The following is a 24,328-nucleotide window of genomic DNA, read 5'->3' on the forward strand; positions in this document are numbered from 1 at the left end:
CACCCATAAAAACAAGAGATCCACGACAGATGAGCACTTCGCACACCGCACGCCAGCTGCTGCCCGGCCTGTTGGCCATGTCCTGCGCCTTCCCCCTGTTCGCCGCAGAGGGCGGTTTCATGGAGGACGCCAAGGCCACGCTTAACCTGCGTAACTTCTACATCAACCGCAACTTCGTCGACCCGGCTCACCCACAGGCCAAGGCCGAAGAATGGACGCAAAGTTTCATTCTCGACGCCCGCTCCGGCTTCACCCAAGGCACCGTCGGCTTCGGGGTAGACGTGTTAGGCATGTACTCGGTCAAGCTCGACGGCGGCAAAGGCACCACCAACACACACCTGCTGCCCGTACACGACGACGGCCGCCCGGCTGATGACTTTGGTCGCCTGGGTGTAGCGCTGAAAGCCAAGCTGTCCGAAACCGAGCTGAAAGTCGGTGAATGGATGCCGGTGTTACCCATCCTGCGCTCGGACGATGGCCGCTCGCTGCCGCAGACCTTCCGTGGTGGCCAGCTGACCTCCAAGGAGATTGCCGGCCTGACGCTGTACGCCGGCCAGTTCCGCGGCAACAGCCCGCGCAACGACGCCAGCATGGAAGACATGTCGATGAACGGCAAAGGCGCGTTCACATCCGATCGCTTCAACTTTGGAGGTGGCGAGTACACCTTCAATGACAAGCGCACCATGATCGGCCTGTGGGATGCCCAGCTCAAAGACATCTACCGCCAGCAATACCTCAACCTGACGCACAGCCAGCCGCTGGGCGACTGGACCCTGGGCGCCAACCTGGGCTACTTCATCGGCAAGGAAGACGGCGCAGAGCGCGCCGGCAAGCTGGACAACCGCACCGCCTCCGCCATGCTTTCGGCGCGCTACCAGGGCCACACCTTCTACGTGGGCTTGCAGAAGGTCAGCGGCGACGACGCCTGGATGCGGGTCAACGGCACCAGTGGCGGTACCCTGGCCAACGACAGCTACAACTCCAGCTTCGACAATGCCAAGGAGCGTTCCTGGCAGGTGCGCCATGACTTCAACTTCGCGACCGTTGGCGTGCCTGGGCTGACCCTGATGAACCGCTACATCAAGGGTGACAACGTCACCGTGGGCAGCGTGGACGATGGCAAGGAATGGGCACGGGAGACCGAACTGGCGTACGTGGTGCAGTCGGGCAGCTTCAAGGACCTGTCGGTGAAATGGCGCAACTCCACCATGCGCCGGGACTTCAGCACCAACGCGTTCGATGAGAACCGCCTGATTGTCAGCTACCCGCTGAATCTCCTTTAAATTCTTCGCGGGCAAGCCCGCTCCCACAGGGATTGCACCAGTCTTGAATCGTGCGCCCTACCTGTGGGAGCGGGCTTGCCCGCGAAGAGGCCAGAAGCCCTTCTAAATAACCAGAAGAAATAACTAAATCCATAAACCTTCTTTGACGACATAAGCTGTAACAGCTTGAATAGGCCCCTGCCCCCCGCCCCAGAGCCGTGACATGGACCTCCGCCAGCTGCGCTACTTCATCGCCCTCACCGAATACCGCAGTTTCGTCCGTGCCGCCGAGGCCATGGGCATTACCCAACCCGCCTTCAGCCGCGCCATCCAAGGCCTGGAACACACCTTCGGCTGCCCGCTGGTCGACCGCGCCAGCAAAGCCCTGCCACCCACCCCCGAGGGCCTGGTGGTATTGCAACACGCACGCCGCCTGGTACAGGGTGCCGCGCAACTGAGCAACGAAGTGCTGCAAATGACCAAGCTCGACGCCGGCGAGCTGCATTTCGGCAGCGGCCCGGCGCTTGCCGTGCGCCTGGTCCCCGACGCCTTGCGCCACTTCATCGAGCGCCACCCGGGCATCCGCACCTCGCTGCTGGTGGATAATGCCGAACGCCTGGGCCAGGCCCTGCGCCGTGAGCAGATCGAGTTTTTCGTCGACGATATCCGCCCGTTCGAAGCCGACCCCAACTTCCACACCGAGCCCCTGTCGCCACGCCCCGGCCTGTTTTTCTGCCGCCCGGGCCACCCGTTGCTGGCCAAGGACAGCCTGTCGACCAACGACTTGTTCAGCTACCCGCTTGCCAGTGCCCTGCTAGCCCCCGGTGTGCGCAAACGCCTGGCCAACCTCAGTGGGCGCAGCGACTTCACCCCGCACCTGCAAACCGAACACCTGGCGGTGCTGCGCAGCGTTGTACAGGCCAGCGATGCGGTTGGCACTGCCAGCGAAGAGGCCGTGGCCGAAGACCTGGCTGCCGGCACACTGGTGCGCCTGCACTGGCGCAACCTGCCGCCGGCGCTGGAGGTGCTGAGCGTGCGTTGCGGGGTGGTCAGCCGTAGCGGTTACCGGTTGTCGCCTGCAGCGCGGGCGATGATAGACACGCTGGTGGGGCTGGATACGCCAGTACGGGCTGCCGCCATTCGCTGAGCTGATGATAGTGGTGGCTGCGGGCTATCCTGATCACTATCCAGTCACAGGTTGCCTGTGCTGGCCTCTTCGCGGGCTTGCCCGCTCCCACAGGTAATTCACCCAGCTTGAAAACTGTGGTGATCCTGTGGGAGCGGGCGAGCCCGCGAAGAGGCCAGTACAGGCAAAACAACACTGAACAGGGAGGCACAACAATGAAAAACCTCGTCGACCACCTGAGCCAATACGCCAGCTACCACCGCGACCCACGCAACATCGCCACCCACTTCGTCGGCATCCCCATGATCGTGCTGGCAGTCACCATCCTGCTGTCGCGCCCAGGCTGGGAGATGGCTGGCATGTGGCTATCCCCTGCCCTGCTGGCAGCCGCGGCCTCGGTGTGGTTCTACCTGCGCCTGGACCTGCGTTTCGGGCTGGTGATGGGGCTGTTGCTGGGCCTGTGCCTGTGGGTCGGCCAGGTGCTGGCAGTACAGACAACAACGCTGTGGCTCAGCGCGGGGCTGGGGGCATTCGTGGTGGGCTGGGTGATCCAGTTCGTCGGCCATTACTACGAAGGCCGCAAACCGGCCTTTGTCGACGATGTCAGCGGCCTGATCATCGGGCCGCTGTTCGTAGTGGCTGAAGCGGCGTTCATGCTGGGGCTGTGCCCGGCGCTGAAGCAGGCCGTCGAAGCCAACGCCGGGCCGGTGGCCGTGCGCGCCCTGTAAAAACTTACGCGGTCTCTGTGGGAGCGGGCGTGCCCGCGAACACCGGCAGCGCCGGTGCCATCCACCGCGTCGCCAGTTTCGCGGGCACGCCCGCTCCCACAACAGTCAGCTGCGCGATTCTACGCCCAACTCATCCCACACCGACTCGGCCATGTGGAACGTGGCGTTGGCCGCCGGAATGCCGCAGTAGATCGCGCTCTGCATCAGCACTTCCTTGATCTCGTCACGGGTCACGCCGTTGTTGGCAGCCGCGCGCAGGTGCAGTTTCAGCTCGTCGTTGCGGTTCATGCCGATCAGCATGGCGATGGTGATCAGGCTGCGGGTATGGCGCGGCAGGCCCGGGCGGGTCCAGATATCACCCCAGGCGTGGCGGGTGATCATCTCCTGGAACTCGCCGTTGAAGTCGTTGAGCTTTTCCAGGCTGCGGTCCACGTGGGCATCGCCAAGTACCGCACGGCGTACTTGCATGCCGGCGTCGTAACGTTGTTTCTCGTCCATGGCGTTGTCCTCAGTGAGCCAGCAGGAAGTCGAGCACACGGCGGCTGAAGGCCTCACCGATTTCGACGTTGGACAGGTGCGCCGCCGGGAAGTCGACGTACTCGGCACCGTTGATGCCAGCCTGCATGAAGCGGCCATGCTCGGGGGTAGTCACCACATCTTCGGTACCGGCCACGATCAGCGCCGGCACCTGGATGCGGCCCAGTTGCTCACGGTAATCGGCATCACGCACCGCTGCACAGTTGCCGGCATAGCCCTGCGGGCTGGTTTGCGCCAGCATCTGGCAAATGCGCTGGGCCTGCTCTGGTTGGGCCTGGGCAAAGCCCGGGGTGAACCAGCGGGCGATGGAGGCATCGCGCAGGTCGACCATGGCCTGCTGGCCACCTTTGAGCACGGTGTCGATACGGGTGTTCCACACCTCGTCATTGGCGATCTTGGCGGCGGTGTTGCACAGGGTCAGGCTGTGCAGGCGTTCACCGGCGTTGATGCCCAGCCACTGGCCGATCAGGCCGCCCATCGAAAGGCCGACGAAGTGCGCTTTCTGGATGTCCAGGCCATCGAGCAGGGCCAGCACGTCGCGGCCCAGCTGTTCGATGCTGTAGGGGCCTTCGGTGACCAACGAGGCACCGTGGCCACGGGTGTCGTAGCGCAGCACACGCAAGTGCTGGCTCCACAGCGGAATCTGGGTGTCCCACATGCCCAGGTCGGTGCCCAGCGAGTTGGACAGGACCAACACCGGGGCGTTCTCCGGGCCATCGATCTGGTAGTTCAAAACGCCATCGGCCAGTTGCAAATGCGCCACAGCAGTCTCCTTCAGGCAGTGAAATGTTGATGTTCGGATACGGCACGCGCCACCCACACGCGCGCCTGACCCAGATAATGGGCAGGGTCGAGCAGCCGATCGAGTTCCTCGGCAGACAGCTCGGCGCTGACCTGCGGTTCGTCACCCAGCACGGCACGCAGGTGGCGCTGTTCGGCCACTGCACGCTGGCAGCATTGCTCCAGCAAGTGGTGGGCGCGGTCGCGGCCCAGGCGCTGGGCGAGGACGATGCTCACCGCTTCGGCCAGCACCAACCCTTGGGTCAGGTCGAGGTTACGGCGCATGCGCGCTGCATCCACTTCCATGCCTTCGGCAATCACCTGGGCCTGGCGCAGCGCGCCGGAGACCAGGCAGCAGATATCCGGCAGTGTTTCCCACTCGGCATGCCACAGGCCCAGGCTGCGTTCGTGCTCTTGAGGCATGGCGGCGAACAGGGTCGACACCAGGCCAGGCACGCGGGTGGCAGCACCGATCAGCACCGCCGCGCCCACCGGGTTGCGCTTGTGCGGCATGGTGGAAGACCCCCCCTTGCCTGGCGCGGAAGGCTCGAACACCTCCCCCGCCTCGGTCTGCATCAGCAAGCTGACATCGCGGCCAAACTTGCCCAGGCTACCGGCCACCAGGCCCAGCACCGAGGCAAACTCCACCAGGCGGTCGCGCTGGGTATGCCAGGGTTGCTCAGGCAGGGTCAGCTTCAGTTGCTCGGCCAGGGCCTCGGCCACCGGCATCGCTTTGCTGCCCAGGGCGGCCAGGCTGCCCGAGGCGCCGCCGAACTGCAGTACCAACAGGCGCGGGCGCAGTTCCTGCAGGCGCTGGCGGTGGCGGGTCAATGCCCCCAGCACGCCGGCCAGTTTCATGCCCAGGGTCACCGGGGTAGCATGTTGCAGCCAGGTGCGACCCACCAATGGCGTATCGGCATGCTTCAAGGCCTGCTGCGACAGGGTATTGGCCAGTTTGCCCAGGTCGGCTTCGATCAGGTCGAGGGCATCGCGCAGTTGCAGCACCAGCCCGGTGTCCATCGCGTCCTGGCTGGTGGCACCCAGGTGCACGTAGCGCTCAGCCTCGGGCACGCCACTGGCAATCACCTTGCCCAACGCCTTCACCAACGGGATCGCCGAGTTGCCAGCAGTGGCGATGGCATTGGCCAGCGCGCCAACGTCATAGCGCTCGGCCTGGCACGCCGCCTCGATGGCAGCCACGGCGCTGTGCGGCACCAGCCCGGCAGCGGCTTCGGCACGGGCCAGCGCGGCCTCGAAATCGAGCATGCCCTGCAAGCGGCCACGGTCGGAGAAAATCTCGCGCATGGCCGGCGCGGTGAAGTAGGCGTCGAACAGTTGATTGGTCATGCCACGTCCTTAATCATCGTGGTGCAGGTATGCCGCCTGCTTCGGCAGGCGCAGGCTGAACAGGAAGGCAATCGCCATCATGGCCGTCACGTACCAGTAGAAAGTGTTTTCCATGCCCAGGGTCTTCAGGCCAAGGGCTACGTACTCAGCAGAGCCGCCGAATGCCGCGTTGGCGACTGCATAGGCCAGGCCCACACCCAGCGCACGCACCTGTGGCGGGAACATCTCGGCCTTCACCAGGCCGCTGATCGAGGTGTAGAAACTGACAATACACAACGCCAGGCTGATCAGCACGAAGGCCATGAACGGGCTGGTCACGGTTTTCAGCGCCATCAGCAGCGGCACAGTGCACAGGGTACCCAAGGCGCCGAACAGCAGCATCGAATTGCGCCGGCCAATACGGTCGGACAACATGCCGAAGAACGGCTGCAGCACCATGAACAGGAACAGCGCGCCGGTCATCACATAGCTGGCGTTCTTCGCGGTCATGCCGGCAGTGTTGACCAGGTACTTCTGCATGTAAGTAGTGAAGGTGTAGAAGATCAGCGAGCCGCCGGCGGTGTAGCCGAGCACGGTAACAAAGGCTGCTGCGTGATTGCGGAACAGGCCCTTGATGGTGCCGGCATCCTTGTCCTGGCGTGTTTCGGCGCTGCTGGTCTCGTGCAGCGAGCGGCGCAGCATCAGCGAGATCAGCGCGGCGATGGCGCCCACCACGAAGGGAATACGCCAGCCCCAGGCACGCAGTTCATCTTCAGTGAGCAACTGTTGCAGGATCACCACCACCAGCACCGCCAGCAACTGGCCGCCGATCAAGGTGACGTACTGGAACGAAGCAAAGAAGCCGCGCTGACCGCGCAGGGCCACTTCACTCATGTAGGTGGCTGTGGTGCCGTACTCACCGCCCACCGACAGGCCCTGGATCAGGCGGGCCAGCAACAGCAGTGCCGGTGCCCAGGTGCCAATGCTGGCGTAGGTAGGCAGGCAGGCGATCATCAGGGAGCCGAAGCACATCATCAGCACCGAGATCATCAGGGAATTCTTGCGACCATGGCGGTCAGCGAGGCGGCCGAAAATCCAGCCACCAATGGGGCGCATCAGGAAGCCAGCGGCGAATACCCCCGCCGTGTTCAACAGCTGTACGGTCGGGTCGTCGGAGGGGAAGAAGGCCGGGGCAAAGTAGATGGCGCAGAAGGCGTAGACGTAGAAGTCGAACCATTCCACCAGGTTGCCTGATGAGGCACCAACGATAGCGAAGATACGCTTGCTGCGTTCTTCGCCGGTGTAATAGGTTGAGGTCATGACGGGTTTACTCCTGGAGGGTCCTAGGTAAGTCTAGACATACCTGGTAACACACTCGTTCCGCTTTGAAGCTGGCAATTGGCCTTGAGTCGAACATACCGGCCTCTTCGCGGGCACGCCCGCTCCCACAGGTTCCCGTTGTGCAGTGGGCAACGATCATCCTGTGGGAGCGGTTTACCCGCGAAGAGGCCAGTACAGGTCAAACCCGTTCGATGGCCAACGCCAGACCCTGACCAACCCCAACACACATGGTCGCCAGGCCCTTGCGCCCACCACTCTTCTCCAACTGATGCAGCGCAGTCAGCACCAGGCGCGCCCCGCTCATGCCCAGCGGATGGCCCAAGGCGATTGCACCACCATTCGGGTTCACCTGCGGCGCATCATCGGCCACACCCAGCTCACGCAGCACTGCCAAACCTTGGCTGGCAAACGCTTCGTTAAGCTCGATCACATCAAAATCGTTTACCGCCACACCCAGGCGCTCGGTCAGCTTGCGCACCGCCGGCACCGGGCCAATGCCCATCACCCGTGGTGCAACACCGCCGCTGGCCATACCCAGTACCCGGGCACGCGGGGTCAGGCCGTGCTTCTTGACTGCTTCCGCCGACGCCAGGATCAGCGCCGCAGCACCGTCGTTCACGCCCGAGGCGTTGCCAGCAGTGACGGTCTTGTCCGGGCCGTTGACCGGTTTGAGCTTGGTCAATGCCTCAAGCGTGGTTTCCGGGCGCAGGTGCTCGTCACGCTCGACGATGATTTCGCCCTTCTTGTGCGCAATGCGCACCGGCACGATCTCTTCGGCAAAAAAGCCGGCAGCCTGTGCGGCTGCAGCTTTCTGCTGGCTGCGCAGGGCAAAAGCGTCCTGGTCAGCGCGCGAAACCTGGTAATCATCGGCCACGTTGTCGGCGGTTTCCGGCATGGAGTCCACGCCGTACTGGCTCTTCATCAGCGGGTTGATGAAGCGCCAGCCGATGGTGGTGTCTTCCAGCTTCATGTTGCGCGAATAGCCGCTTTCGGCCTTGCCCATGACGAACGGCGCACGCGACATCGACTCGACGCCGCCAGCAATCGCCAGCTCCATTTCACCACTGGCAATGGCGCGGAAAGCGGTGCCGATGGCATCCATGCCCGACGCGCACAGGCGGTTCAGGGTGACGCCCGGGATGCTGTCGGGCAGACCGGCCAGCAGCAGCGCCATGCGCGCCACGTTGCGGTTGTCTTCACCGGCCTGGTTGGCACAGCCGAAGAACACTTCGTCAACCTGGTCCCACTGCACAGTCGGGTTGCGCTCAATCAGCGCTTTCAACGGCACGGCAGCCAGGTCGTCGGCACGCACACCCGCCAACGCGCCGCCGAAGCGGCCGATCGGGGTGCGGATGGCGTCACAGATAAATACGTCGCGCATTAGGCTTCTCCTGCCACTGGCCATGGGCCGCGGCGGTACGTTTGGAGGCTACTGGTCAGGGTGCTTCGGTGAGCTCAGATTAAGGAGACAGGCGGGTGGCTTACAATCCGATAATCGACTATTTGTGCGATCAGCGAACAATTTGTTGCCTTGCTAACCTTAGGTCGCCGCGCTGCGAAGGGGCCGCAATGCGGCCCCGAGTACTGTTCAGGTCGCGTCCGCGTGGCTCACCAGCCCTTTCACGATCACACCCACGGTGGCCAGTGCGGCAGGCACCAGCAGCGCCGTCAGCACCTGCTCGAAATTCCAGCCCAGCCCCAGCAAGGTCGCACCACTCCAGGCGCCGAGGATCGCGCCAAAGCGGCCAATACCCAGCATCCACGATACACCGGTGGCCCGGCCTTGGGTCGGGTAGAAGCGTGCCGCCAGTGACGGCATCGCCGACTGCGCGCCGTTCACGCACATGCCGGCAATCAGCACCAGCGTGGCCAGCACGGTGATGTTGCCCAGGCTCTGCCCCACTGCGTAGGCAAACACCCCGGCCAGCAGATAGAAGATGCCGATCACCTTGTGCGGGTTGAAGCGGTCCATGGCCCAGCCCACACCCACAGCACTCAGCACACCGCCAAACTGGAACAGCGCACCGATGAACGCGGCCTGCTCCATGCTCGCGCCACTGTCACGCATCAGGGTTGGCAGCCAGCTGGTCAGCAGGTACACGATCACCAGGCCCATGAAATAGGTCAGCCACAGCAGCACGGTGCCCAGGCCATAAGTGCCGGAGAAAATGACGGCAAACACGTTGCGTGCTGCAACGGCCTTCTGCTCTGGCACGCTGAAGCTGCCCGCTTCGGCCACCACGTGCGGCGCGATGGGTGACAGGGTTTTGCGCACCTTGTCGGTACCGCGGTTGCGCACCACCAGGAACCGTGCCGACTCCGGCAGCCATACCATCAATACCAACGCCAGCAGCAATGGCAGCACGCCGCCGATCACAAGCAGGCTGTGCCAGCCATAGGCCGGGATCATCTTGGCGGAAATGAAACCACCACCGGCCATGCCCAGGTTGAAGCCGCAGAACATGCTGGTCACCAGCAGCGACTTCAGGCGCTCGGGGGTGTACTCGGACAGCAGCGTGGTAGCGTTGGGCATGCCCGCACCCAGGCCCAGGCCGGTCAGGAAGCGCAGCACCAGCAGCTGGTCAACGTTGGTGGCGTAGGCCGAGGCCAGGCTGAAGCCGCCAAACACCAGCACTGCACCTACCAGCACGCCCTTGCGGCCGAAGCGGTCAGCCAGCGGCCCGGAGCCCAGGGCGCCGAACACCATGCCGATCAACGCGGCACTCATTACCGGGCCGAGGCTGGCGCGGTCTATCCCCCACTCCTGCGACAGCGCCGGGGCGATAAAGCCCATGGCGGCGGTGTCCAGGCCATCGAGGAAGACAATCAGGAAGCACAACAGCACAACCCGCCATTGATAGCGGGACAAAGGCTGCTGATTGATGAACGACTGAACGTCGAGGCTTTTGCCGACGCTGTTTTGCGCTTGGTTCATTGTTGTTATCCAGAATGTAGGGCACAGCCAGACCACTGCACACGGGCAACCGGCACAGAGGGCGATGATTGGGGAATATGGCCTGCGTCAGCCTGGATACAACGGAACTGCGCGCGGATGCGGCCGCGGCAGCGAGGGGACAGTATTCATGATAAGTGCCTCTTATGTTTTTCTTGTTCGGTCGGCAGGGCCGACCGTTGCGAGAAACATTAATCAGCGGGCGCAGGTGAAGCAATTCACCCGGAACGACACTGTGCGTTTATCGCACAAGAAACGGTTTTGCCTGTTCTATTTTGGGGCCATCTTGCGGCCCCAGAACATCTCAACCAAACAACTGATGGCAAAGGTCGCGGCTGGCGGCCAGCAAAATCGGCAAGAACCTTTGCTCCAGCTCGCTACGCGTCACTCGCCCGACGTGGGTGCTCACGTTCAACGCCGCCAACACTTGCCCCGATGCGTCATAGATCGGCACCGCAATCGAACGCAGCCCCTGCTCCAGCTCCTGGTCCACCACGCACCAGCCTTGGGCCCGCACCTGCTGGATACAGGCGAACAGTGACTCAGGGTCATTCAGGGTGCGGCTGGTGCGCGCCTTCAGGTCTGCGCGCTCCAGGTACTCACGCAGGCTGGTGTCGTCCATCGCGGCCAGCAGAATGCGCCCCATCGATGTGCAATAGGCCGGCAGGCGCCCGCCCACCGACAGGTCGACCGATATCAGCCGCTCGACCGTGGCCGAACGGGCTATATAAAGAATGTCGTCACCTTCGAGGGTGGCCATGTTGGCGGCCTCGTGCAGTTGATCACTGATACGGTCCAGATAAGGCTGCGCAGAAATCGCCAACGGCGTCGACGACAGGTAGGCATGCCCCAGCGTCAGCACTTTGGGCAACAACGAATAGGTACGCCCGTCGGTGGTGGCGTAACCCAGCTTGATCAACGTGTGCAGGCAACGGCGCACCGCTGCGCGCGGGATTTCGGTGCGGTGGCTGATCTGGGCGATGGTCAGGTGGCGCTTGCGCTCCTGGAAAGCCTGGATCACGGCCAGGCCACGTGCCAGGGAGGTCATGAAATCCGGGTCGCCGGTAAACGCCTGAATGCGCTTGGCGGGGGAGGCCACGATCGGTGGTGCCATGGCCGAAGCGGGCCGCGCAGGCTCCGGATTGACCGAATCTTTGGCCAGGGTTTCGTCACTCATCGCACACCTCAAAAAAAACGCCCATTCGTGCGATTATCGAACAAGCGGCCGATAATCGCAATTGACCGCCGACACTTTTGCTTATACCTTTCTCTGGCCACTTGTGGCTTCTTTGGAGAGACTGGTCAGGTACCCACCGTAGAAGCCCCCAGGCAACGGCCTCGCCTTTTGGCGAGGCCGTTTTTCATTCGGGCCTTGCCCGGCATTGCAGCGAACTTTTATCCGCCATGCCTTTCAAACATGTACGAAAGGTGCAAACAGTTTCCCGGCACCGCCCATTACTTATGTCAGATGATGTCAGTGTTGGGTAAATAACGATGTTCGGTAAATTATCGGTTGCTATAATCGATGGTGCAGGCCCGACGCTTCCGTGGCAGTACAACCTTCCGCGGTATCAGGCCAATGCGGCCAACAAGGCATGTGCACGCTGCACAACGCATAACAACAGTCATCACACTTTTTCAGGTACTGCATGTGACAAAAGACGAACTGCGCGCAGAACTCGAGCGCCAGGCTGAACGCTTCAAAGATGTCTACGGTGGCGAAGTTACCACTTACGCCGCACAACCGGACCCGGAACGCAAACCTTGGCGCAAACGTGCCAGCATCCGTGACCAGTCCTTCAGCCAGGAACTGGAACGTATGGAGAAGGAACTGCGCGGCGACAATCCCTGACCTCGGGCCACGCCAGCGCGTCGCCGCCCGGCCCTGGGCGCGGTCTATCTTTACCGTCAGGCCGAAGGTGAAATGGAATTACACAAATTTCATACATCCGTTTGAATATCGGAAGAACGGGTATTTGTTGAGCTTTTTGCAGGATTTCGCCAGATTTAGGGCCATTTAACGGACATTTCTCTGCCTCGAAGCCCTGATGCGCACAGCGCGTGCTCACCCGGAAGATTGCCATCGGTCTGTAGCAGGTGCATCGATTGCCAAGGTTTTCTGGCATAATCCCGCCCCCCTATGACCGCCAGACAACCTTCATGATCGATTTATTCAGCGGACTGGATGCCTGGGTGTTGGTGAGCCTGCTGCTCGCCTTGACCTTCGTACTCGCCTTCGAGTTCATCAATGGCTTTCATGACACCGCCAACGCGGTAGCTACCGTCATCTATACCAAAGCCATGCCGCCGCACCTCGCCGTGTTCTTCTCCGGCGTGTTCAACTTCCTTGGCGTTCTGCTGGGCGGTGTCGGGGTGGCCTATGCCATCGTGCACCTGCTGCCGGTAGAGCTGCTGATCAATGTGAACACCGGACACGGCCTGGCCATGGTCTTCTCGCTGCTGGCCGCGGCCATCACCTGGAACCTGGGCACCTGGTACTTTGGCATCCCCGCTTCCAGCTCGCACACGCTGATCGGCTCCATTCTCGGTGTTGGCCTGGCCAACGCCCTGATCAACGACATCCCGCTGGGCGACGGCGTGAACTGGCAGAAGGCGATCGACATCGCCATGTCGCTGGTGGTCTCGCCAATGGCCGGCTTCGCCGTTGCAGCCCTGGTGCTGATTGGCCTGAAGTGGTGGCGCCCGCTGTCGAAGATGCACAAAACCCCCGACCAGCGCCGCAAGCTCGACGACAAGAAGCACCCGCCATTCTGGAACCGCATGGTACTGGTGGTTTCGGCCATGGGCGTGAGCTTCGTACACGGCTCCAACGATGGCCAGAAGGGCATCGGCCTGATCATGCTGGTACTGATCGGCATCGTCCCGGCCAAGTTCGTCCTCGACCTGAACAGCACCACCTACCAGATCGAGCGTACCCGCGACGCCACCTTGCACATGAGCCAGTTCTACCAGCGTAACGCCGCCACCCTGGGCGAGTTCCTGGCACTGGGCAAAGCCAAGGCCAGCGACCTGCCGGAGCAGTTCAGCTGCAACCCGCAACAGACCGAGCCGACCATTGCCGCGCTGCAGTCCTCGCTTCAGGGCGTGACCGACTACCACAGCCTGAGTGCAGACAAGCGCGTTGAAGTGCGCCGCTACCTGCTGTGCCTGGATGACACGGCGAAAAAGGTTGGCAAGCTGCCTGGCCTGGAAGCCCGTGAAAAGGCCGACCTGGAAAAACTGCGTAAAGACCTGACCGCCACTACCGAGTACGCGCCGTTCTGGGTCATCGTGGCCGTTGCCCTGGCCTTGGGCCTGGGCACCATGGTTGGCTGGAAGCGCGTGGTCCTGACCGTTGGCGAGAAGATCGGCAAGCAGGGCATGACCTATGCCCAGGGCATGTCGGCACAGATCACCGCAGCCTGTGCCATCGGCATGGCCAACGTGTTCGCCCTGCCGGTATCCACCACCCACGTGCTGTCGTCCGGCGTGGCCGGCACCATGGTCGCCAACAAGAGCGGCCTGCAAGGCGGGACCGTGAAGACCATCCTGCTGGCCTGGGTACTCACCCTGCCGGCCTCGATGGGCCTGGCAGCCGGCCTGTTCTGGCTGGCGTCCAAAGCCATTGGCTGAGTGATACCCACATAGAGAAAGGCGCCTTCGCAGGCGCTTTTTTTTACTATTGGAAATAGACCGCTTTTTTGTGGGAGCGGCCTTGTGTCGCGATTGGGCTGCAACGCAGCCCCAGCAATGTATGAATGTGCGCAGAAATTCTGGGGATGCTTCGCATCCCTTTCGCGACACAAGGCCGCTCCCACAGGTATGGTGCAGGTTTCTACTATTTTTTCTTGCCCCCCAGCAGCGACCCCATCAACCCACGCACCAGCTGCCGCCCCAACTGGTTGGCCGCCTGGCGCACCGCCGACTTGATCGCCTGCCCCGCTGCACTCTGCAAGAATTCGCCCGCCTTGTCGGCCAGGCTTTCCTCATCTGCCTTGGGTTGCGGCGCAGGCTCCACCGCCTCGCCCTTGCGCTGGGTCAGCATTTCATAGGCCGATTCACGGTCCACCGGCTTGTCATAACGCCCCGCCAGTGGCGAAGCGGCAATCAGTGCAGTGCGTTCGGTTGCAGACAACGGCCCGATCCGCGATTGCGGCGGCGCAACCAACACCCGCTGCACCATGGCCGGCGTGCCCTTCTCCTCCAGCGTGCCCACCAGCGCCTCGCCAATCCCCAACTCGGTCAGCACCGCCAGGGTGTCAAACGCCGGGTTGGGGCGAAAACCATCGGCTACCGCGCGCAACGATTTCTGCTCCTTGGCAGTAAACGCCCGCAAGCCATGCTGAATGCGCAAGCCCAACTGGGCCAGCACCGCATCCGGCAAGTCACCCGGTGACTGGGTGACAAAATACACCCCGACGCCCTTGGAACGAATCAGCCGCACCACCTGCTCCAGGCGGTCCTGCAGCGCCTTGGGCGTACCATTGAACAGCAAATGCGCTTCATCGAAGAACAGGGCCAATACCGGCTTGTCGGCATCGCCACGTTCGGGCAACTGCTCGAACAACTCAGCCAGCAGCCACAGCAGGAAAGTCGCATAAACCTTGGGCGCCTCATGCACCAGCCTGCTGGCATCGAGCAGGTGAATGCGCCCACGGCCGTCCGTGTCCGGCCGCAGCAAGTCTTCCAGCTGCAAAGCCGGCTCACCAAACAAGGCTTCAGCGCCCTGCTGTTCCAAGGTGGCGAGCCGACGCAACAATGCCTGGGCAGATGCAGTGGTCATCAGCGCACTGTCTTCACCCAGCAGCTGCGGGTTGTCCTTCAGATGTGCAAGCAGCGCCTTGAGGTCTTTCAGGTCCAGCAGCAACAGGCCTTCACGGTCGGCCACCTTGAACGCCGCGTATAGCGCAGCCTGCTGGCTGTCGGTCAGCTCCAGCAAGTTGCCCAGCAGCAGCGGCCCCATTTCACTGAGCGTGGTGCGCAGCGGGTGGCCGGACTGCCCGGCAATATCCCACAAACTCACCGGGTAGGCCCGAGGCGTGTGCCCCAGCCAGGGCATGCCCGCGATGCGCTCAGCCACCTTGCCCTGCGGCGTGCCGGCAGCCCCCAGCCCACACAGGTCGCCTTTGACGTCGGCCGCGAACACCGCCACCCCCGCATCGCTGAACACCTCCGCCAGGTGCTGCAAAGTCACGGTCTTGCCTGTACCCGTCGCGCCCGCCACCAGTCCGTGACGGTTGGCCAACCGCATTGCTTGCCCTACTGGCTGGCCATCCGGGCCTGCGCCTACAACGATGGTCGAAGATTCCGACATCTCATTAATCCTCTGCTCAAGCTTTACCTTAATTCGGCCGATACCTTTGGGTGATATTTGCCTTAATCAGAGAGGAACAACCGAAAAGGGACTTTTCGGGATATTGCACATCCTTACCGCTTCACCCGTGCGAACGCCTGATATAAAACCTTAGCGGAACCGATTACGCCATGAACAAAAGCCTTCGTTTCAGCCACAAGATTCTTTTGGCGGCATCATTGATCGTGATGCTCGCCTTCAGCCTTTTCACCCTCTACAACGATTACCTCCAGCGTAATGCGATCCGCGAGGACCTGGAAAATTATCTGGCTGAAATGGGCGCCTCCACTTCGACCAACATCCGCAACCTGTTCGAAGGCCGTATCAAACTGGTAGAAAACCTGGCACAGAACATAGCCCAGGACCCGGCCAACGCTGAAACCCTGATGGGCCAGAATGCGCTGGTTTCCAGCTTCCTCACCGTGTACCTGGGCAAGGTCGACGGCGGCTTCAGCGTGCGCCCCGACGCAAAAATGCCCGACGGCTACGACCCTCGTACCCGCCCCTGGTACAAGGACGGCATGAGCGCCGCCGGCGCAACGCTGACCGAACCCTACATCGACATGACCACCAACAAGATGGTCATCGGCATCCTCAACAAGGTTTCCAGCAGTGTCGGTGTGGTCGGTGGCGACCTTGCCCTGGACGGCCTGGTGCAGATCATCAACTCGTTGAACTTTGGCGGCATGGGCTACGCCTTCCTGGTCAACGACCAAGGCAAGATCCTGGTGCACCCCGACAAGGACCTGGTGATGAAATCGCTGTCGGACCTGTTCCCGCAGCACACCCCGAAACTGACCGGTGAACTGACCGAAGTACAGAGTGAAGGCCAAACCCGCCTGCTTACCTTCACCCCGATCACCGGCCTGCCTTCGGCCAACTGGTACATCGGCCTGTCGGTAGACAAGGACAAGGCCTTCTCGATGCTCAGCACCTTCCGCACCTCGGCGGTAATCGCCACGGTGGTGGCGGTGGTGATCATCATCGGCCTGCTTGGCCTGCTGATCCGTGTGCTGATGCAGCCCCTGCACACCATGACCCGCGCCATGGAGGACATCGCCCAGGGTGAAGGCGACCTGACCAAACGCCTGCGCATTCACAACCACGATGAGTTCGGCATTCTGGGCAGCGCCTTCAACCGTTTTGTCGAGCGTATCCACAGTTCGATCCGCGAAGTGTCCTCGGCCACCGAACAGGTCAACGAAGTGGCCCTGCGTGTCATCAGCGCCTCTAACTCGTCGATGACCAACTCCGACGAACAGAGCAACCGCACCAACAGCGTGGCCGCCGCCATCAACGAACTGGGCGCAGCCGCTCAGGAAATCGCCGGGAACGCCGCCCAGGCATCGCAGCACGCCAGTTCGGCGCGCCTGCTGGCCGAAGAGGGCCAGCAAGTGGTCGAGCGCAACATTGCCGCGATGAACCGCCTGTCCGACCTGATCGTCAGTTCCAGCGCGCACATCGAGACCCTGAACAACAAAACCGTCAACATTGGCCAGATCCTTGAAGTGATCACCAGCATTTCCCAGCAGACCAACCTGCTGGCGCTGAACGCTGCTATCGAAGCGGCCCGTGCGGGTGAAGCCGGGCGTGGTTTTGCCGTGGTGGCCGATGAAGTGCGCAACCTGGCGCACCGCACCCAGGAATCTGCGCAGCAGGTACAGACCATGATCGAAGAGCTGCAGGTAGGCGCCCGCGAGTCGGTCGAGACCATGGACCAGAGCCAGCGCCACAGCCAGGAAAGCATGCAGATCGCCAACCAGGCCGGTGAGCGGCTGGACAGCGTTACCGTGCGCATCGGCGAGATCGACGGCATGAACCAGTCGGTAGCCACCGCCACTGAAGAACAGACCGCCGTGGTCGAGGCGATCAACATGGACATCAACGAGATCAACATGCTCAACCAGGAAGGCGTGGAGAACCTGCAGGCCACCTTGCGCGCCTGCTCGGACCTGGAGCAGCAGGCCGGCCGCCTGAAGCACCTGGTGGGCAGCTTCCGCATTTAAGCCCATACCGCGTCGCCTGCTTCGCGGGCTTGCCCGCTCCCACAGGGCCTGCACAAACCTGGGGGTTTGTGTTTTACCTGTGGGAGCGGATTCACCGGCGAAGAAGCCGGTGCAGTTCCCCAGCCCTACACCGCCCAAGCCCGATCGAACAAACTATCCTTCTGAAAGGTCAACCTTTAGGCGCGTCATCGCCGGCCCGTTACCGCCGCATGACAGACCCGAAGACGATCCCGGAGGGATGCTGATCGTGCACATTGCCGACATCACCATGTTCTACGCCCCGGCCAGCGGCGGCGTACGAACCTATCTTGATGCCAAACACCGCCGCCTCGACGCCATTGATGGTGTACGCCACAGCCTGCTGATACCCGGCGCGAGCGCCCAGCATGCCGACGGTATATTTCAAGTTCCCGCCCCACCCCTGCCGTTCGGCAAGGGCTACCGCTTTCCGGTACGCCTGGCCCCCTGGTGCAAAACGCTACGCTCGCTCAAGCCCGACCTGATCGAAGTTGGCGACCCCTATCTGACTGCCTGGGCAGCGCTGGAGGCGCGGCGTCAGCTCGATGTGCCGGTAATCGGCTTCTACCACTCCGACCTGCCCTTGCTGGTCAGCAACCGCATGGGTAACTGGTTCACGCCCAATGTCGAAGCATATGTCAGCAAGCTGTACGGCAATTTCGACCGGGTACTGGCACCCAGTCAGGTCATGGCCGACAAACTGCGTCGCCTGGGCGTACATGATGTGCATGTACAGCGCCTGGGTGTGGACCTGGCCACCTTCAACCCCGAAAAGCGCGACCCGCAGCTACGTGCGCAACTGGGTATTGCCGACACCAGCCGCCTGCTGATCTATGCCGGCCGTGGCTCGCGGGAAAAGAACCTGCCCGTGCTGCTCGACTGCATGCAGCAGCTGGGTAGCCCGTACCACCTGCTGCTGGTGGGCTCCAACATGCCGGCCAATGTGCCGCAGAATGTCAGCGTGATCGACCACTTCCACCCCGCGCCGGAGGTCGCACGGCTGATGGCCAGTGCCGACCTGCTCGTGCACGCTGGGGACCAGGAAACCTTCGGCCTGGTCATACTTGAAGCGATGGCCAGTGCCACCCCCGTGGTAGCCGTGCGCGCTGGCGCCTTTGGCGAAATCGTGAATGAGCATTGCGGGCGCTTGTGCCGCCCCAACGATGGCCAGGCCATGGCGGCGGCCGTGCGTGAGGCATTCGAGGCCGGTGTCCGCAAACTCGGGGCACAGGCCCGACATCACGTGGAGCAGCATTACTCATGGGACAACGTGGTGTGCGGCCTTCTGCAGCACTACCAGGCCGTACTCGGCCACCCGTCGCAGGTACGCGCCCATGGCTGAGGCACAGCCAGCATCGCGCAGCCTGATGCTGGTGCTGCACGATGTGGCGCCCGAGACCTGGCCCGACTATCAACCCTTCGTCGAGGCCATCGACACACTCGGCGGCATCCCCATGACATGGCTGGTGGTGCCGGACTTTCACCAGCGCAACCTGCTGCTGCGCTCACCCACCTTCTGCCGCCTGCTTGAGCGGCGCCTGGCCAAGGGCGACGAACTGGCCCTGCACGGCTATTACCACGCAGACAACGGCCCGCCGCCACGTACGCCCGGCGAATACTTCATGCGCCGTATCTACACCCACGAAGGCGAGTTCCATGGCCTTGACCAGCAGCAGGCGTTGCAACGGCTGGAGCAGGGCCTGGGCCTGTTTCACCAGCAGGGCTGGCCTGTAGCCGGCTTCGTCGCCCCGGCCTGGTTGATGAGCGAAGGCACCCGCCAGGCCCTGCGCCGCCTGCCACTGCGTTACACCAGCACCCCGCAGCACCTGTACCGCTTGCCGGACTTCACCGCGATCGAAGCCCCAGGGCTGGTATGGAGTGCCCGCAGCGCCTGGCGCCGAGGGCTTTCCAGGGTGCTGTGCGACTGGCAATGCCGGCGTTGGCGCGACGCCGACACCCTGCGCCTGGGCCTGCACCCGGTAGACATGCGTCACCGCACCTCTCGCGACTACTGGCTGAATACCTTGCGCGGTTTGCTGGCTCAAGGCCGCGAACCACTGACCAAGTCGGCCTGGCTGGACCGCCAGGCCAACACATGAACCGCTTGACCTGGCTGGGCCTGGCACTGCTCGGCGCTGTGCTGGTGCCAACCCTGCTCGGTGGCAGTGAGTTGCTGCCAAGGTTGCAGCGCTTCGACCCCGCGCTGATGCTGATGCTGCTGGGCATGATCCTGCTGTGCTGGGTCATCAACGCCATCCGCCTGCGCCTGCTTCTGGGCCAGCAAGGCACAAGGCTTGGGCACCTGCGCAGCCTCGGCGTGGTGATGGCCACCGAATTCGCCATCTGCACCACCCCTGGCGGCAGCGGCGGGCCTTTGACCCTGATGGCGTTGCTCGCGCGCCACCGCATCGGCCCGGCACGCAGCGGCGCCGTTTTCGCCATGGACCAACTGAACGACCTGGTGTTCTTCTTCTGCGCCATGCTGGCCATAGCCGGCTATGCGCTGTTCCACAGCCTGGGCCGCAGCCAGGAAAGCATGCTGATGGGCAGCGCGCTGCTGCTCTGCATTGCACTGGGCGGGGTGGTCGGGCTGCTGCGCTACCGGCGCACGGTGATGCGCGTTAATGGCAAGTTGCTTCAGCGCCTGGGCATGAGCCAGCAGCGCAAACGCCGCTGGGCACGCAAAGTACTGCACTTCATCGACGCACTGGCGCAAACCTGGCGCCTGCCCAAGCGAACGCTCAGCCTGGTGTTTACCCTGACCTGCGCACACTGGTGCTTGCGCTATAGCGTGTTGTACCTGGTATTGAGGGGGTTGGGGGTGGACTTGGCGTGGATCCCCAGCTTCCTTGTGCAGATGCTGTCGCTCAGCGCCGGGCAGTTCAGCCTGTTGCCCGGAGGGGCCGGAGCTGCCGAGCTGACCTCGGCCAGCCTGTTGACGCCCTTGGTGGGCAGTTCCACCGCAGCGGCGGCCATCCTGATCTGGCGGGCGGTTACTTACTACTTTTATCTGCTGGCGGGTGGGCCGGTGTTTGTGTGCCTGTTGGCCCGTCCGTTGCTGGAGCGTTGGCGGGGTCAGGCAGGTTGAGCTGTTGCCAGAGTTCGGCAGCGCCGGGGAAGTCGGTGCCGTCGCCGTCATCCAGGGCGTCAGGGTCGTAGCGGGCCAGGCAGCCTTCGCCGAGGGTGGGCGGGGGTGAAGCAGTGGGGTTGTTGCGTTGCCTGGCCATCAGGGTTCCTTTCGAGATTGTCGGGGGCGCTTTGCGCCCCTTTCGCCGGCAAGCCAGCTCCCACACCGACCGCATCGAGTCCAGGCCATGTGCAATCCCTGTGGGAGCTGGCTTGCCGGCGATGGGCTGCAAAGCAGCCCTAAGGCCTCACAGGCAATCCGACCCTGTCAGTCGAACACCACAGTCTTGTTGCCATGCACCAGCACGCGGTCTTCCAGGTGATAACGCAGGCCACGGGCCAGCACCATCTTCTCCACATCACGGCCAAAGCGGACCATGTCTTCGATGCTGTCGGCATGGCTGACACGCACCACGTCCTGCTCGATGATCGGGCCAGCGTCCAGCTCTTCGGTGACGTAGTGGCAGGTCGCGCCGATCAGCTTCACGCCACGCAGGGAGGCCTGGTGATACGGTTTGGCGCCAACAAACGACGGCAGGAAGCTGTGGTGGATGTTGATCACCTTCTCGGCATAGTCCTGGCACAGCTGCGGCGGCAGGATCTGCATGTAGCGCGCCAGCACCACCACATCGGCGGCATGCTCATTGACCAGGCGCGACACTTCGGCAAAGGCCGGGGCCTTGTCCTTGGGGTCAACCGGCACATGGAAGAACGGAATACCGTGCCACTCGACCATGCTGCGCAGGTCGTTGTGGTTGGAAATAACGCAAGGGATCTCGCAGTCCAGTTCGTCGGTGTGCCAGCGGTGCAGCAGGTCGGCCAGGCAATGCGACTCGCGGCTGGCCATCAGCACCACGCGTTTCTTCTGCGCCGAGTCGGTAACGCGCCAGGTCATGGAGAACTCTTCGGCGATGGGCGCAAACGCCTCGCGGAAGGCTTCAATACCGAATGGCAGCGATTCGGCACGGATTTCATGGCGCATGAAGAACCACCCGCTCTGCTCATCAGAGTGGTGGCTGGCTTCGTTGATCCAGCCATTGTACAAGGCCAGGAAATTACTGACTTTCGCCACGATACCTACACGGTCGGGGCAGGCGATCACCAGACGATAGGTGCGCATGAATGAGACTCCAGAACTTCGCAAAGGCGCCTATTCTAGCGGCCCGCCAGAAAAAACGCAGTATTGATTGCAGCTGCGATGGCCTGTGTGGATCAGCGATCGCTGCGCGAGTAGTGTCTGACCGTCATGACGAAACGCAGGGTCTTTATGTAAATTTTTGTTCACGTAGAGAAATATTGTCACAGCTTAATTAACAGTTAATTGCCCAGTACCATGTTTACTTGTGAGTATCGCCTGTCTATTATTGGCCCACACATTTCTGAACACGCATTAAGGAACACTCCATGTCCCTGATCAACGAGTACCGCGCCACCGAAGAAGCCATCAAGGAACTTCAGGCCCGCCTGGCCAACCTGTCGCAGGATGACAAGCTGAAGAAAGAACTGGAGTTCGAAGGCAAACTGCGCACGCTGATGGGTGAATACTCCAAGTCGCTGCGCGACGTGATTGCCCTGCTCGACCCAGAGTCGAAACTGAGCAAGGCACCTCGCGGCGCGGTCAAGGCCACTGCCACCAAGCGTGCCCGCAAGGTCAAGCAATACAAGAACCCGCACAACGGTGAAGTCATCGAAACCAAAGGCGGCAACCACAAAACCCTGAAAGAGTGGAAAGCCACTTGGGGCGGCGACGTGGTTGAAAGCTGGGCGACCCTGCTGGACTGATTGTCCGCGTAATCGCGCTTTGCTTATCGCAAACAAAAACGCCGGCACATTGCCGGCGTTTTTGTTTGTCTGTTGATCAGCCAACTGCAAATTGTGCCTGCAATTGCCGGGCATGCATTTGCCAGGCCTCCAGCACGCGCCGGCCGGCTTCGTCAGCGCGCTCCCAGGCTTGCTGGCGCGCTTGCTCGAAATCGCCCAGCGTATTCGGTGCGCCCCGCTGCGGGTCGCTCAGGCGCTGCTGGCAGAAGCCATGCCAGCGCTGGCGCTCTTCGCTGTTCAAGGTCTCAGGGAAGTTGCGCGCCCGGTAGCGGAACAGCAGTTCGGGCAAACGCGGGTCATCGAACATCCAGTGCCCACGGCCCAACTGCGCGGGTTCCAGGGCACGCACTTGCTCACATAAGCGGCGGTCCCGGTCCCCTATAAAACCGTCATACAACTGTTGCTCCGGATCTTCACTCGGGGTGAAGTCTTCCTTGCCGTAGATGTGCTCCAGCTTGTCTTGCCACTGCGCCTGTTGGCTGGCCAACTGTTCGCCACGCAATTGTAACAACGTCAAGTCCAGGCCTAACCGTTGTTGATCGACAGGGCGCAATACCGACAAAGGTGCCAGCACCGGACAACGATTGATTTGTACCAGTTTGAGCGGCACCGGTAATTCACCCTCGGCCAACTCTTCGTGGCGGGTGTACAAACGCTGGCGCAAAACTTCAGCACTTTCCCTCAGTAACGGTAGGGTTTCCTGATGCAGGTCGCACACAATCAGTGCATTGCGATTACGTGGGTGCCATGCCAGTGGCAATACCACACCCAGGTAATTACGCGCTGCCGAAAAGCGCCCGGATATATGCACCAGTGGCTGCAACAAGCGGACCTGCTCCAGCACTTTATGTTTGCTGCGTAACTGGAACAGCCAGTCATACAGTTTGGGCTGTTTCTGCCGTATCAGGCGGGCCAGGGCAATGGTTGCCCGCACGTCGGAAAGCGCTTCATGGGCGTGCCCGTGGTCAATGCCATTGGCCTTGCTCAGCAACTCCAGGCGCAAGCTGGTGCGCCCATCTTGTTGCGGCCATTGAATACCGTCCGGGCGCAAGGCGTAGGCAGTGCGCACGATGTCGATCAGGTCCCAGCGGCTGTTGCCGCCCTGCCACTCACGGGCATAGGGGTCGAAAAAGTTGCGGTACAAACTGTAGCGGGTCACTTCATCGTCGAAACGCAGGGTGTTGTAGCCAGCGCCACAGGTGCCCGGTTGCGCCAGCTGCGCATGAACCCTGGTCATGAACTCGGCTTCGCACAGCCCCTGCTCAGCCAGCAACTGCGGCGTGATGCCGGTCACCAGGCAGGCGGCCGGGTGCGGCAAAATATCGTCGGAGGGCCGGCAATAAAGGCTGATCGGTTCGTCGATCTCGTTGAGGTCGAAGTCGGTGCGCACACCGGCCACCTGCAATGGCCGGTCGCAACGCGGGTTGATGCCGGTGGTTTCGTAGTCGTGCCAGAAAATGCTGGAGGTCACGGGATCGTCCTGTATCAAGGTCGACCCGATTCTAACGCAGCCTCAGACAGAAGCGTTGGCGGGGTGGAAGCTGAAATAGTCGCGCAATGAGCGCACGAACTCGTCGTACTCGCGAGGCGCCTGCAGCAACATGAAACCCGAATCGTAGTGCCCTGGTGTCTGGTCTTCGCGGCACCACAGGCAACTGGCAGTCAGGTTGACGAACTGATGCCCCCCGCCGACCAACGGCATGCGCAGTTGCAGTTCGTAATCAGGCCCGACCATGACGGGCAGCTGGCTGATGACCATCAAGCCATCTTCGGAGGCATTGCCTAGCTGGCCGATTTCCTGGTTGGTAAACCGGTTGAACACCTTGAGGACGCAAGGCAGCTGATGACGTTCGATGTGGCGCTTGTTGAACATGATCGCGAGTGTATTCCGTACCTGATGCCAGGAATACAAGGTACTGGCGGTTGTTGTAACAGCTGAGTTACAGATTAG

Annotated in this window: 20 protein-coding genes and 2 pseudogenes; 11 read left to right on the forward strand and 11 right to left on the reverse strand. The window is 62.1% G+C overall.

The window, feature by feature from the left end; genetic code table 11:
- Positions 1-29 precede the first annotated feature (29 nt).
- From ACFY9W_RS16830 to ACFY9W_RS16840, 3 genes are all read left to right on the forward strand, one after another.
- Complete coding sequence (locus tag ACFY9W_RS16830; protein ID WP_391132179.1) at positions 30-1,283, forward strand: OprD family outer membrane porin; 1,254 nt, start codon at positions 30-32, stop codon at positions 1,281-1,283.
- Positions 1,284-1,485: 202 nt separating this feature from the next.
- Positions 1,486-2,409 (forward strand): LysR substrate-binding domain-containing protein, encoded by a 924-nt coding sequence (locus ACFY9W_RS16835; protein WP_391132182.1) that lies wholly within the window; start codon positions 1,486-1,488, stop codon positions 2,407-2,409.
- Positions 2,410-2,603: 194 nt separating this feature from the next.
- A complete protein-coding gene (locus tag ACFY9W_RS16840; protein ID WP_391132183.1) occupies positions 2,604-3,116 on the forward strand; it encodes an Mpo1-like protein in 513 nt (170 codons plus the stop codon).
- Between the two features lie 105 nt (positions 3,117-3,221).
- Here the strand turns inward: ACFY9W_RS16840 and pcaC are convergent, their stop codons facing one another.
- The 7 genes from pcaC to pcaR form a co-directional block, all read right to left on the reverse strand.
- Positions 3,222-3,614 (reverse strand): 4-carboxymuconolactone decarboxylase, encoded by a 393-nt coding sequence (gene pcaC, locus ACFY9W_RS16845; protein ID WP_012273983.1) that lies wholly within the window; start codon positions 3,612-3,614, stop codon positions 3,222-3,224.
- A 10-nt stretch (positions 3,615-3,624) separates the two neighbouring features.
- Positions 3,625-4,416 (reverse strand): 3-oxoadipate enol-lactonase, encoded by a 792-nt coding sequence (gene pcaD / locus ACFY9W_RS16850; RefSeq protein WP_391132186.1) that lies wholly within the window; start codon positions 4,414-4,416, stop codon positions 3,625-3,627.
- An 11-nt stretch (positions 4,417-4,427) separates the two neighbouring features.
- Complete coding sequence (locus tag ACFY9W_RS16855; RefSeq protein ID WP_391132188.1) at positions 4,428-5,780, reverse strand: 3-carboxy-cis,cis-muconate cycloisomerase; 1,353 nt, start codon at positions 5,778-5,780, stop codon at positions 4,428-4,430.
- 9 nt (positions 5,781-5,789) lie between these two features.
- Positions 5,790-7,079 (reverse strand): MFS family transporter, encoded by a 1,290-nt coding sequence (locus tag ACFY9W_RS16860; protein ID WP_025753926.1) that lies wholly within the window; start codon positions 7,077-7,079, stop codon positions 5,790-5,792.
- A 199-nt stretch (positions 7,080-7,278) separates the two neighbouring features.
- A complete protein-coding gene (gene pcaF, locus ACFY9W_RS16865) occupies positions 7,279-8,481 on the reverse strand; it encodes a 3-oxoadipyl-CoA thiolase (RefSeq protein WP_391132190.1) in 1,203 nt (400 codons plus the stop codon).
- A gap of 207 nt (positions 8,482-8,688) precedes the next feature.
- Positions 8,689-10,035 (reverse strand): aromatic acid/H+ symport family MFS transporter, encoded by a 1,347-nt coding sequence (locus ACFY9W_RS16870; protein ID WP_391132192.1) that lies wholly within the window; start codon positions 10,033-10,035, stop codon positions 8,689-8,691.
- A 322-nt stretch (positions 10,036-10,357) separates the two neighbouring features.
- Entirely contained in the window at positions 10,358-11,230 is an 873-nt protein-coding gene (pcaR, locus tag ACFY9W_RS16875; protein WP_391132194.1) for a pca regulon transcriptional regulator PcaR, read from the reverse strand.
- A gap of 474 nt (positions 11,231-11,704) precedes the next feature.
- Between pcaR and ACFY9W_RS16880 the strand changes: the two genes are divergently transcribed.
- On the forward strand, positions 11,705-11,905 hold the full coding sequence (locus ACFY9W_RS16880; protein ID WP_391132196.1) for a hypothetical protein: 201 nt from the start codon (positions 11,705-11,707) through the stop codon (positions 11,903-11,905).
- A gap of 308 nt (positions 11,906-12,213) precedes the next feature.
- Positions 12,214-13,686 (forward strand): inorganic phosphate transporter, encoded by a 1,473-nt coding sequence (locus ACFY9W_RS16885; RefSeq protein ID WP_391132198.1) that lies wholly within the window; start codon positions 12,214-12,216, stop codon positions 13,684-13,686.
- A 205-nt stretch (positions 13,687-13,891) separates the two neighbouring features.
- Here the strand turns inward: ACFY9W_RS16885 and ACFY9W_RS16890 are convergent, their stop codons facing one another.
- Positions 13,892-15,367 (reverse strand): helicase HerA-like domain-containing protein, encoded by a 1,476-nt coding sequence (locus ACFY9W_RS16890; protein ID WP_391132200.1) that lies wholly within the window; start codon positions 15,365-15,367, stop codon positions 13,892-13,894.
- A gap of 227 nt (positions 15,368-15,594) precedes the next feature.
- On the opposite strand from ACFY9W_RS16890, the pseudogene ACFY9W_RS16895 reads away from it, so the two are divergent.
- The 5 genes and pseudogenes from ACFY9W_RS16895 to ACFY9W_RS16915 all read left to right on the forward strand — a co-directional run.
- A pseudogene (locus ACFY9W_RS16895) lies at positions 15,595-16,554 on the forward strand (cache domain-containing protein); the annotation flags it as partial.
- A 261-nt stretch (positions 16,555-16,815) separates the two neighbouring features.
- Positions 16,816-17,412 (forward strand): annotated as a pseudogene (locus ACFY9W_RS16900) (methyl-accepting chemotaxis protein); the annotation flags it as partial.
- A gap of 238 nt (positions 17,413-17,650) precedes the next feature.
- On the forward strand, positions 17,651-18,772 hold the full coding sequence (locus ACFY9W_RS16905; protein ID WP_391132202.1) for a glycosyltransferase: 1,122 nt from the start codon (positions 17,651-17,653) through the stop codon (positions 18,770-18,772).
- Positions 18,765-19,529 carry a DUF2334 domain-containing protein gene (locus ACFY9W_RS16910; RefSeq protein ID WP_391132204.1) on the forward strand — a complete coding sequence of 255 codons (765 nt, stop codon included), beginning with the start codon at positions 18,765-18,767 and terminating at the stop codon, positions 19,527-19,529. The genes ACFY9W_RS16905 and ACFY9W_RS16910 overlap by 8 nt, the downstream gene beginning before the upstream one ends.
- The gene (locus ACFY9W_RS16915) at positions 19,526-20,518 is read left to right on the forward strand and encodes a flippase-like domain-containing protein (RefSeq protein ID WP_391132206.1); all 993 of its coding nucleotides are present in this window, start codon (positions 19,526-19,528) and stop codon (positions 20,516-20,518) included. The genes ACFY9W_RS16910 and ACFY9W_RS16915 overlap by 4 nt, the downstream gene beginning before the upstream one ends.
- Positions 20,519-20,824: 306 nt before the next feature.
- Here the strand turns inward: ACFY9W_RS16915 and purU are convergent, their stop codons facing one another.
- On the reverse strand, positions 20,825-21,676 hold the full coding sequence (gene purU, locus ACFY9W_RS16920; protein WP_391132208.1) for a formyltetrahydrofolate deformylase: 852 nt from the start codon (positions 21,674-21,676) through the stop codon (positions 20,825-20,827).
- A 284-nt stretch (positions 21,677-21,960) separates the two neighbouring features.
- Between purU and mvaT the strand changes: the two genes are divergently transcribed.
- Positions 21,961-22,338 carry a histone-like nucleoid-structuring protein MvaT gene (gene mvaT / locus ACFY9W_RS16925; protein WP_391132210.1) on the forward strand — a complete coding sequence of 126 codons (378 nt, stop codon included), beginning with the start codon at positions 21,961-21,963 and terminating at the stop codon, positions 22,336-22,338.
- A 76-nt stretch (positions 22,339-22,414) separates the two neighbouring features.
- Here mvaT and sbcB read toward each other — a convergent pair whose 3' ends face one another.
- Together sbcB and ACFY9W_RS16935 are read right to left on the reverse strand one after the other, a co-directional pair.
- Positions 22,415-23,848, reverse strand: coding sequence for an exodeoxyribonuclease I (gene sbcB, locus ACFY9W_RS16930; RefSeq protein WP_391132212.1), 1,434 nt, complete (start codon positions 23,846-23,848; stop codon positions 22,415-22,417).
- Positions 23,849-23,890: 42 nt separating this feature from the next.
- Positions 23,891-24,250 carry a PilZ domain-containing protein gene (locus tag ACFY9W_RS16935; RefSeq protein ID WP_391132214.1) on the reverse strand — a complete coding sequence of 120 codons (360 nt, stop codon included), beginning with the start codon at positions 24,248-24,250 and terminating at the stop codon, positions 23,891-23,893.
- Positions 24,251-24,328 lie beyond the last annotated feature (78 nt).

The organism is Pseudomonas sp. NPDC008258 (assembly GCF_042956345.1).
GTDB lineage: Bacteria > Pseudomonadota > Gammaproteobacteria > Pseudomonadales > Pseudomonadaceae > Aquipseudomonas.

Excerpts from the sequence above, each read along its gene's own strand:
- ACFY9W_RS16840 (WP_391132183.1), top strand. The coding sequence starts at position 2,604 with ATGAAAAACCTCGTCGACCACCTGAGCCAATACGCCAGCTACCACCGC.
- ACFY9W_RS16915 (WP_391132206.1), top strand. The coding sequence starts at position 19,526 with ATGAACCGCTTGACCTGGCTGGGCCTGGCACTGCTCGGCGCTGTGCTG.
- ACFY9W_RS16830 (WP_391132179.1), top strand. The coding sequence starts at position 30 with ATGAGCACTTCGCACACCGCACGCCAGCTGCTGCCCGGCCTGTTGGCC.
- pcaF (WP_391132190.1), bottom strand. The coding sequence starts at position 8,481 with ATGCGCGACGTATTTATCTGTGACGCCATCCGCACCCCGATCGGCCGC.
- ACFY9W_RS16890 (WP_391132200.1), bottom strand. The coding sequence starts at position 15,367 with ATGTCGGAATCTTCGACCATCGTTGTAGGCGCAGGCCCGGATGGCCAG.
- ACFY9W_RS16935 (WP_391132214.1), bottom strand. The coding sequence starts at position 24,250 with ATGTTCAACAAGCGCCACATCGAACGTCATCAGCTGCCTTGCGTCCTC.
- ACFY9W_RS16835 (WP_391132182.1), top strand. The coding sequence starts at position 1,486 with ATGGACCTCCGCCAGCTGCGCTACTTCATCGCCCTCACCGAATACCGC.
- ACFY9W_RS16855 (WP_391132188.1), bottom strand. The coding sequence starts at position 5,780 with ATGACCAATCAACTGTTCGACGCCTACTTCACCGCGCCGGCCATGCGC.
- pcaC (WP_012273983.1), bottom strand. The coding sequence starts at position 3,614 with ATGGACGAGAAACAACGTTACGACGCCGGCATGCAAGTACGCCGTGCG.
- ACFY9W_RS16860 (WP_025753926.1), bottom strand. The coding sequence starts at position 7,079 with ATGACCTCAACCTATTACACCGGCGAAGAACGCAGCAAGCGTATCTTC.
- ACFY9W_RS16910 (WP_391132204.1), top strand. The coding sequence starts at position 18,765 with ATGGCTGAGGCACAGCCAGCATCGCGCAGCCTGATGCTGGTGCTGCAC.
- pcaR (WP_391132194.1), bottom strand. The coding sequence starts at position 11,230 with ATGAGTGACGAAACCCTGGCCAAAGATTCGGTCAATCCGGAGCCTGCG.
- ACFY9W_RS16885 (WP_391132198.1), top strand. The coding sequence starts at position 12,214 with ATGATCGATTTATTCAGCGGACTGGATGCCTGGGTGTTGGTGAGCCTG.
- ACFY9W_RS16870 (WP_391132192.1), bottom strand. The coding sequence starts at position 10,035 with ATGAACCAAGCGCAAAACAGCGTCGGCAAAAGCCTCGACGTTCAGTCG.
- mvaT (WP_391132210.1), top strand. The coding sequence starts at position 21,961 with ATGTCCCTGATCAACGAGTACCGCGCCACCGAAGAAGCCATCAAGGAA.
- purU (WP_391132208.1), bottom strand. The coding sequence starts at position 21,676 with ATGCGCACCTATCGTCTGGTGATCGCCTGCCCCGACCGTGTAGGTATC.
- ACFY9W_RS16905 (WP_391132202.1), top strand. The coding sequence starts at position 17,651 with ATGCTGATCGTGCACATTGCCGACATCACCATGTTCTACGCCCCGGCC.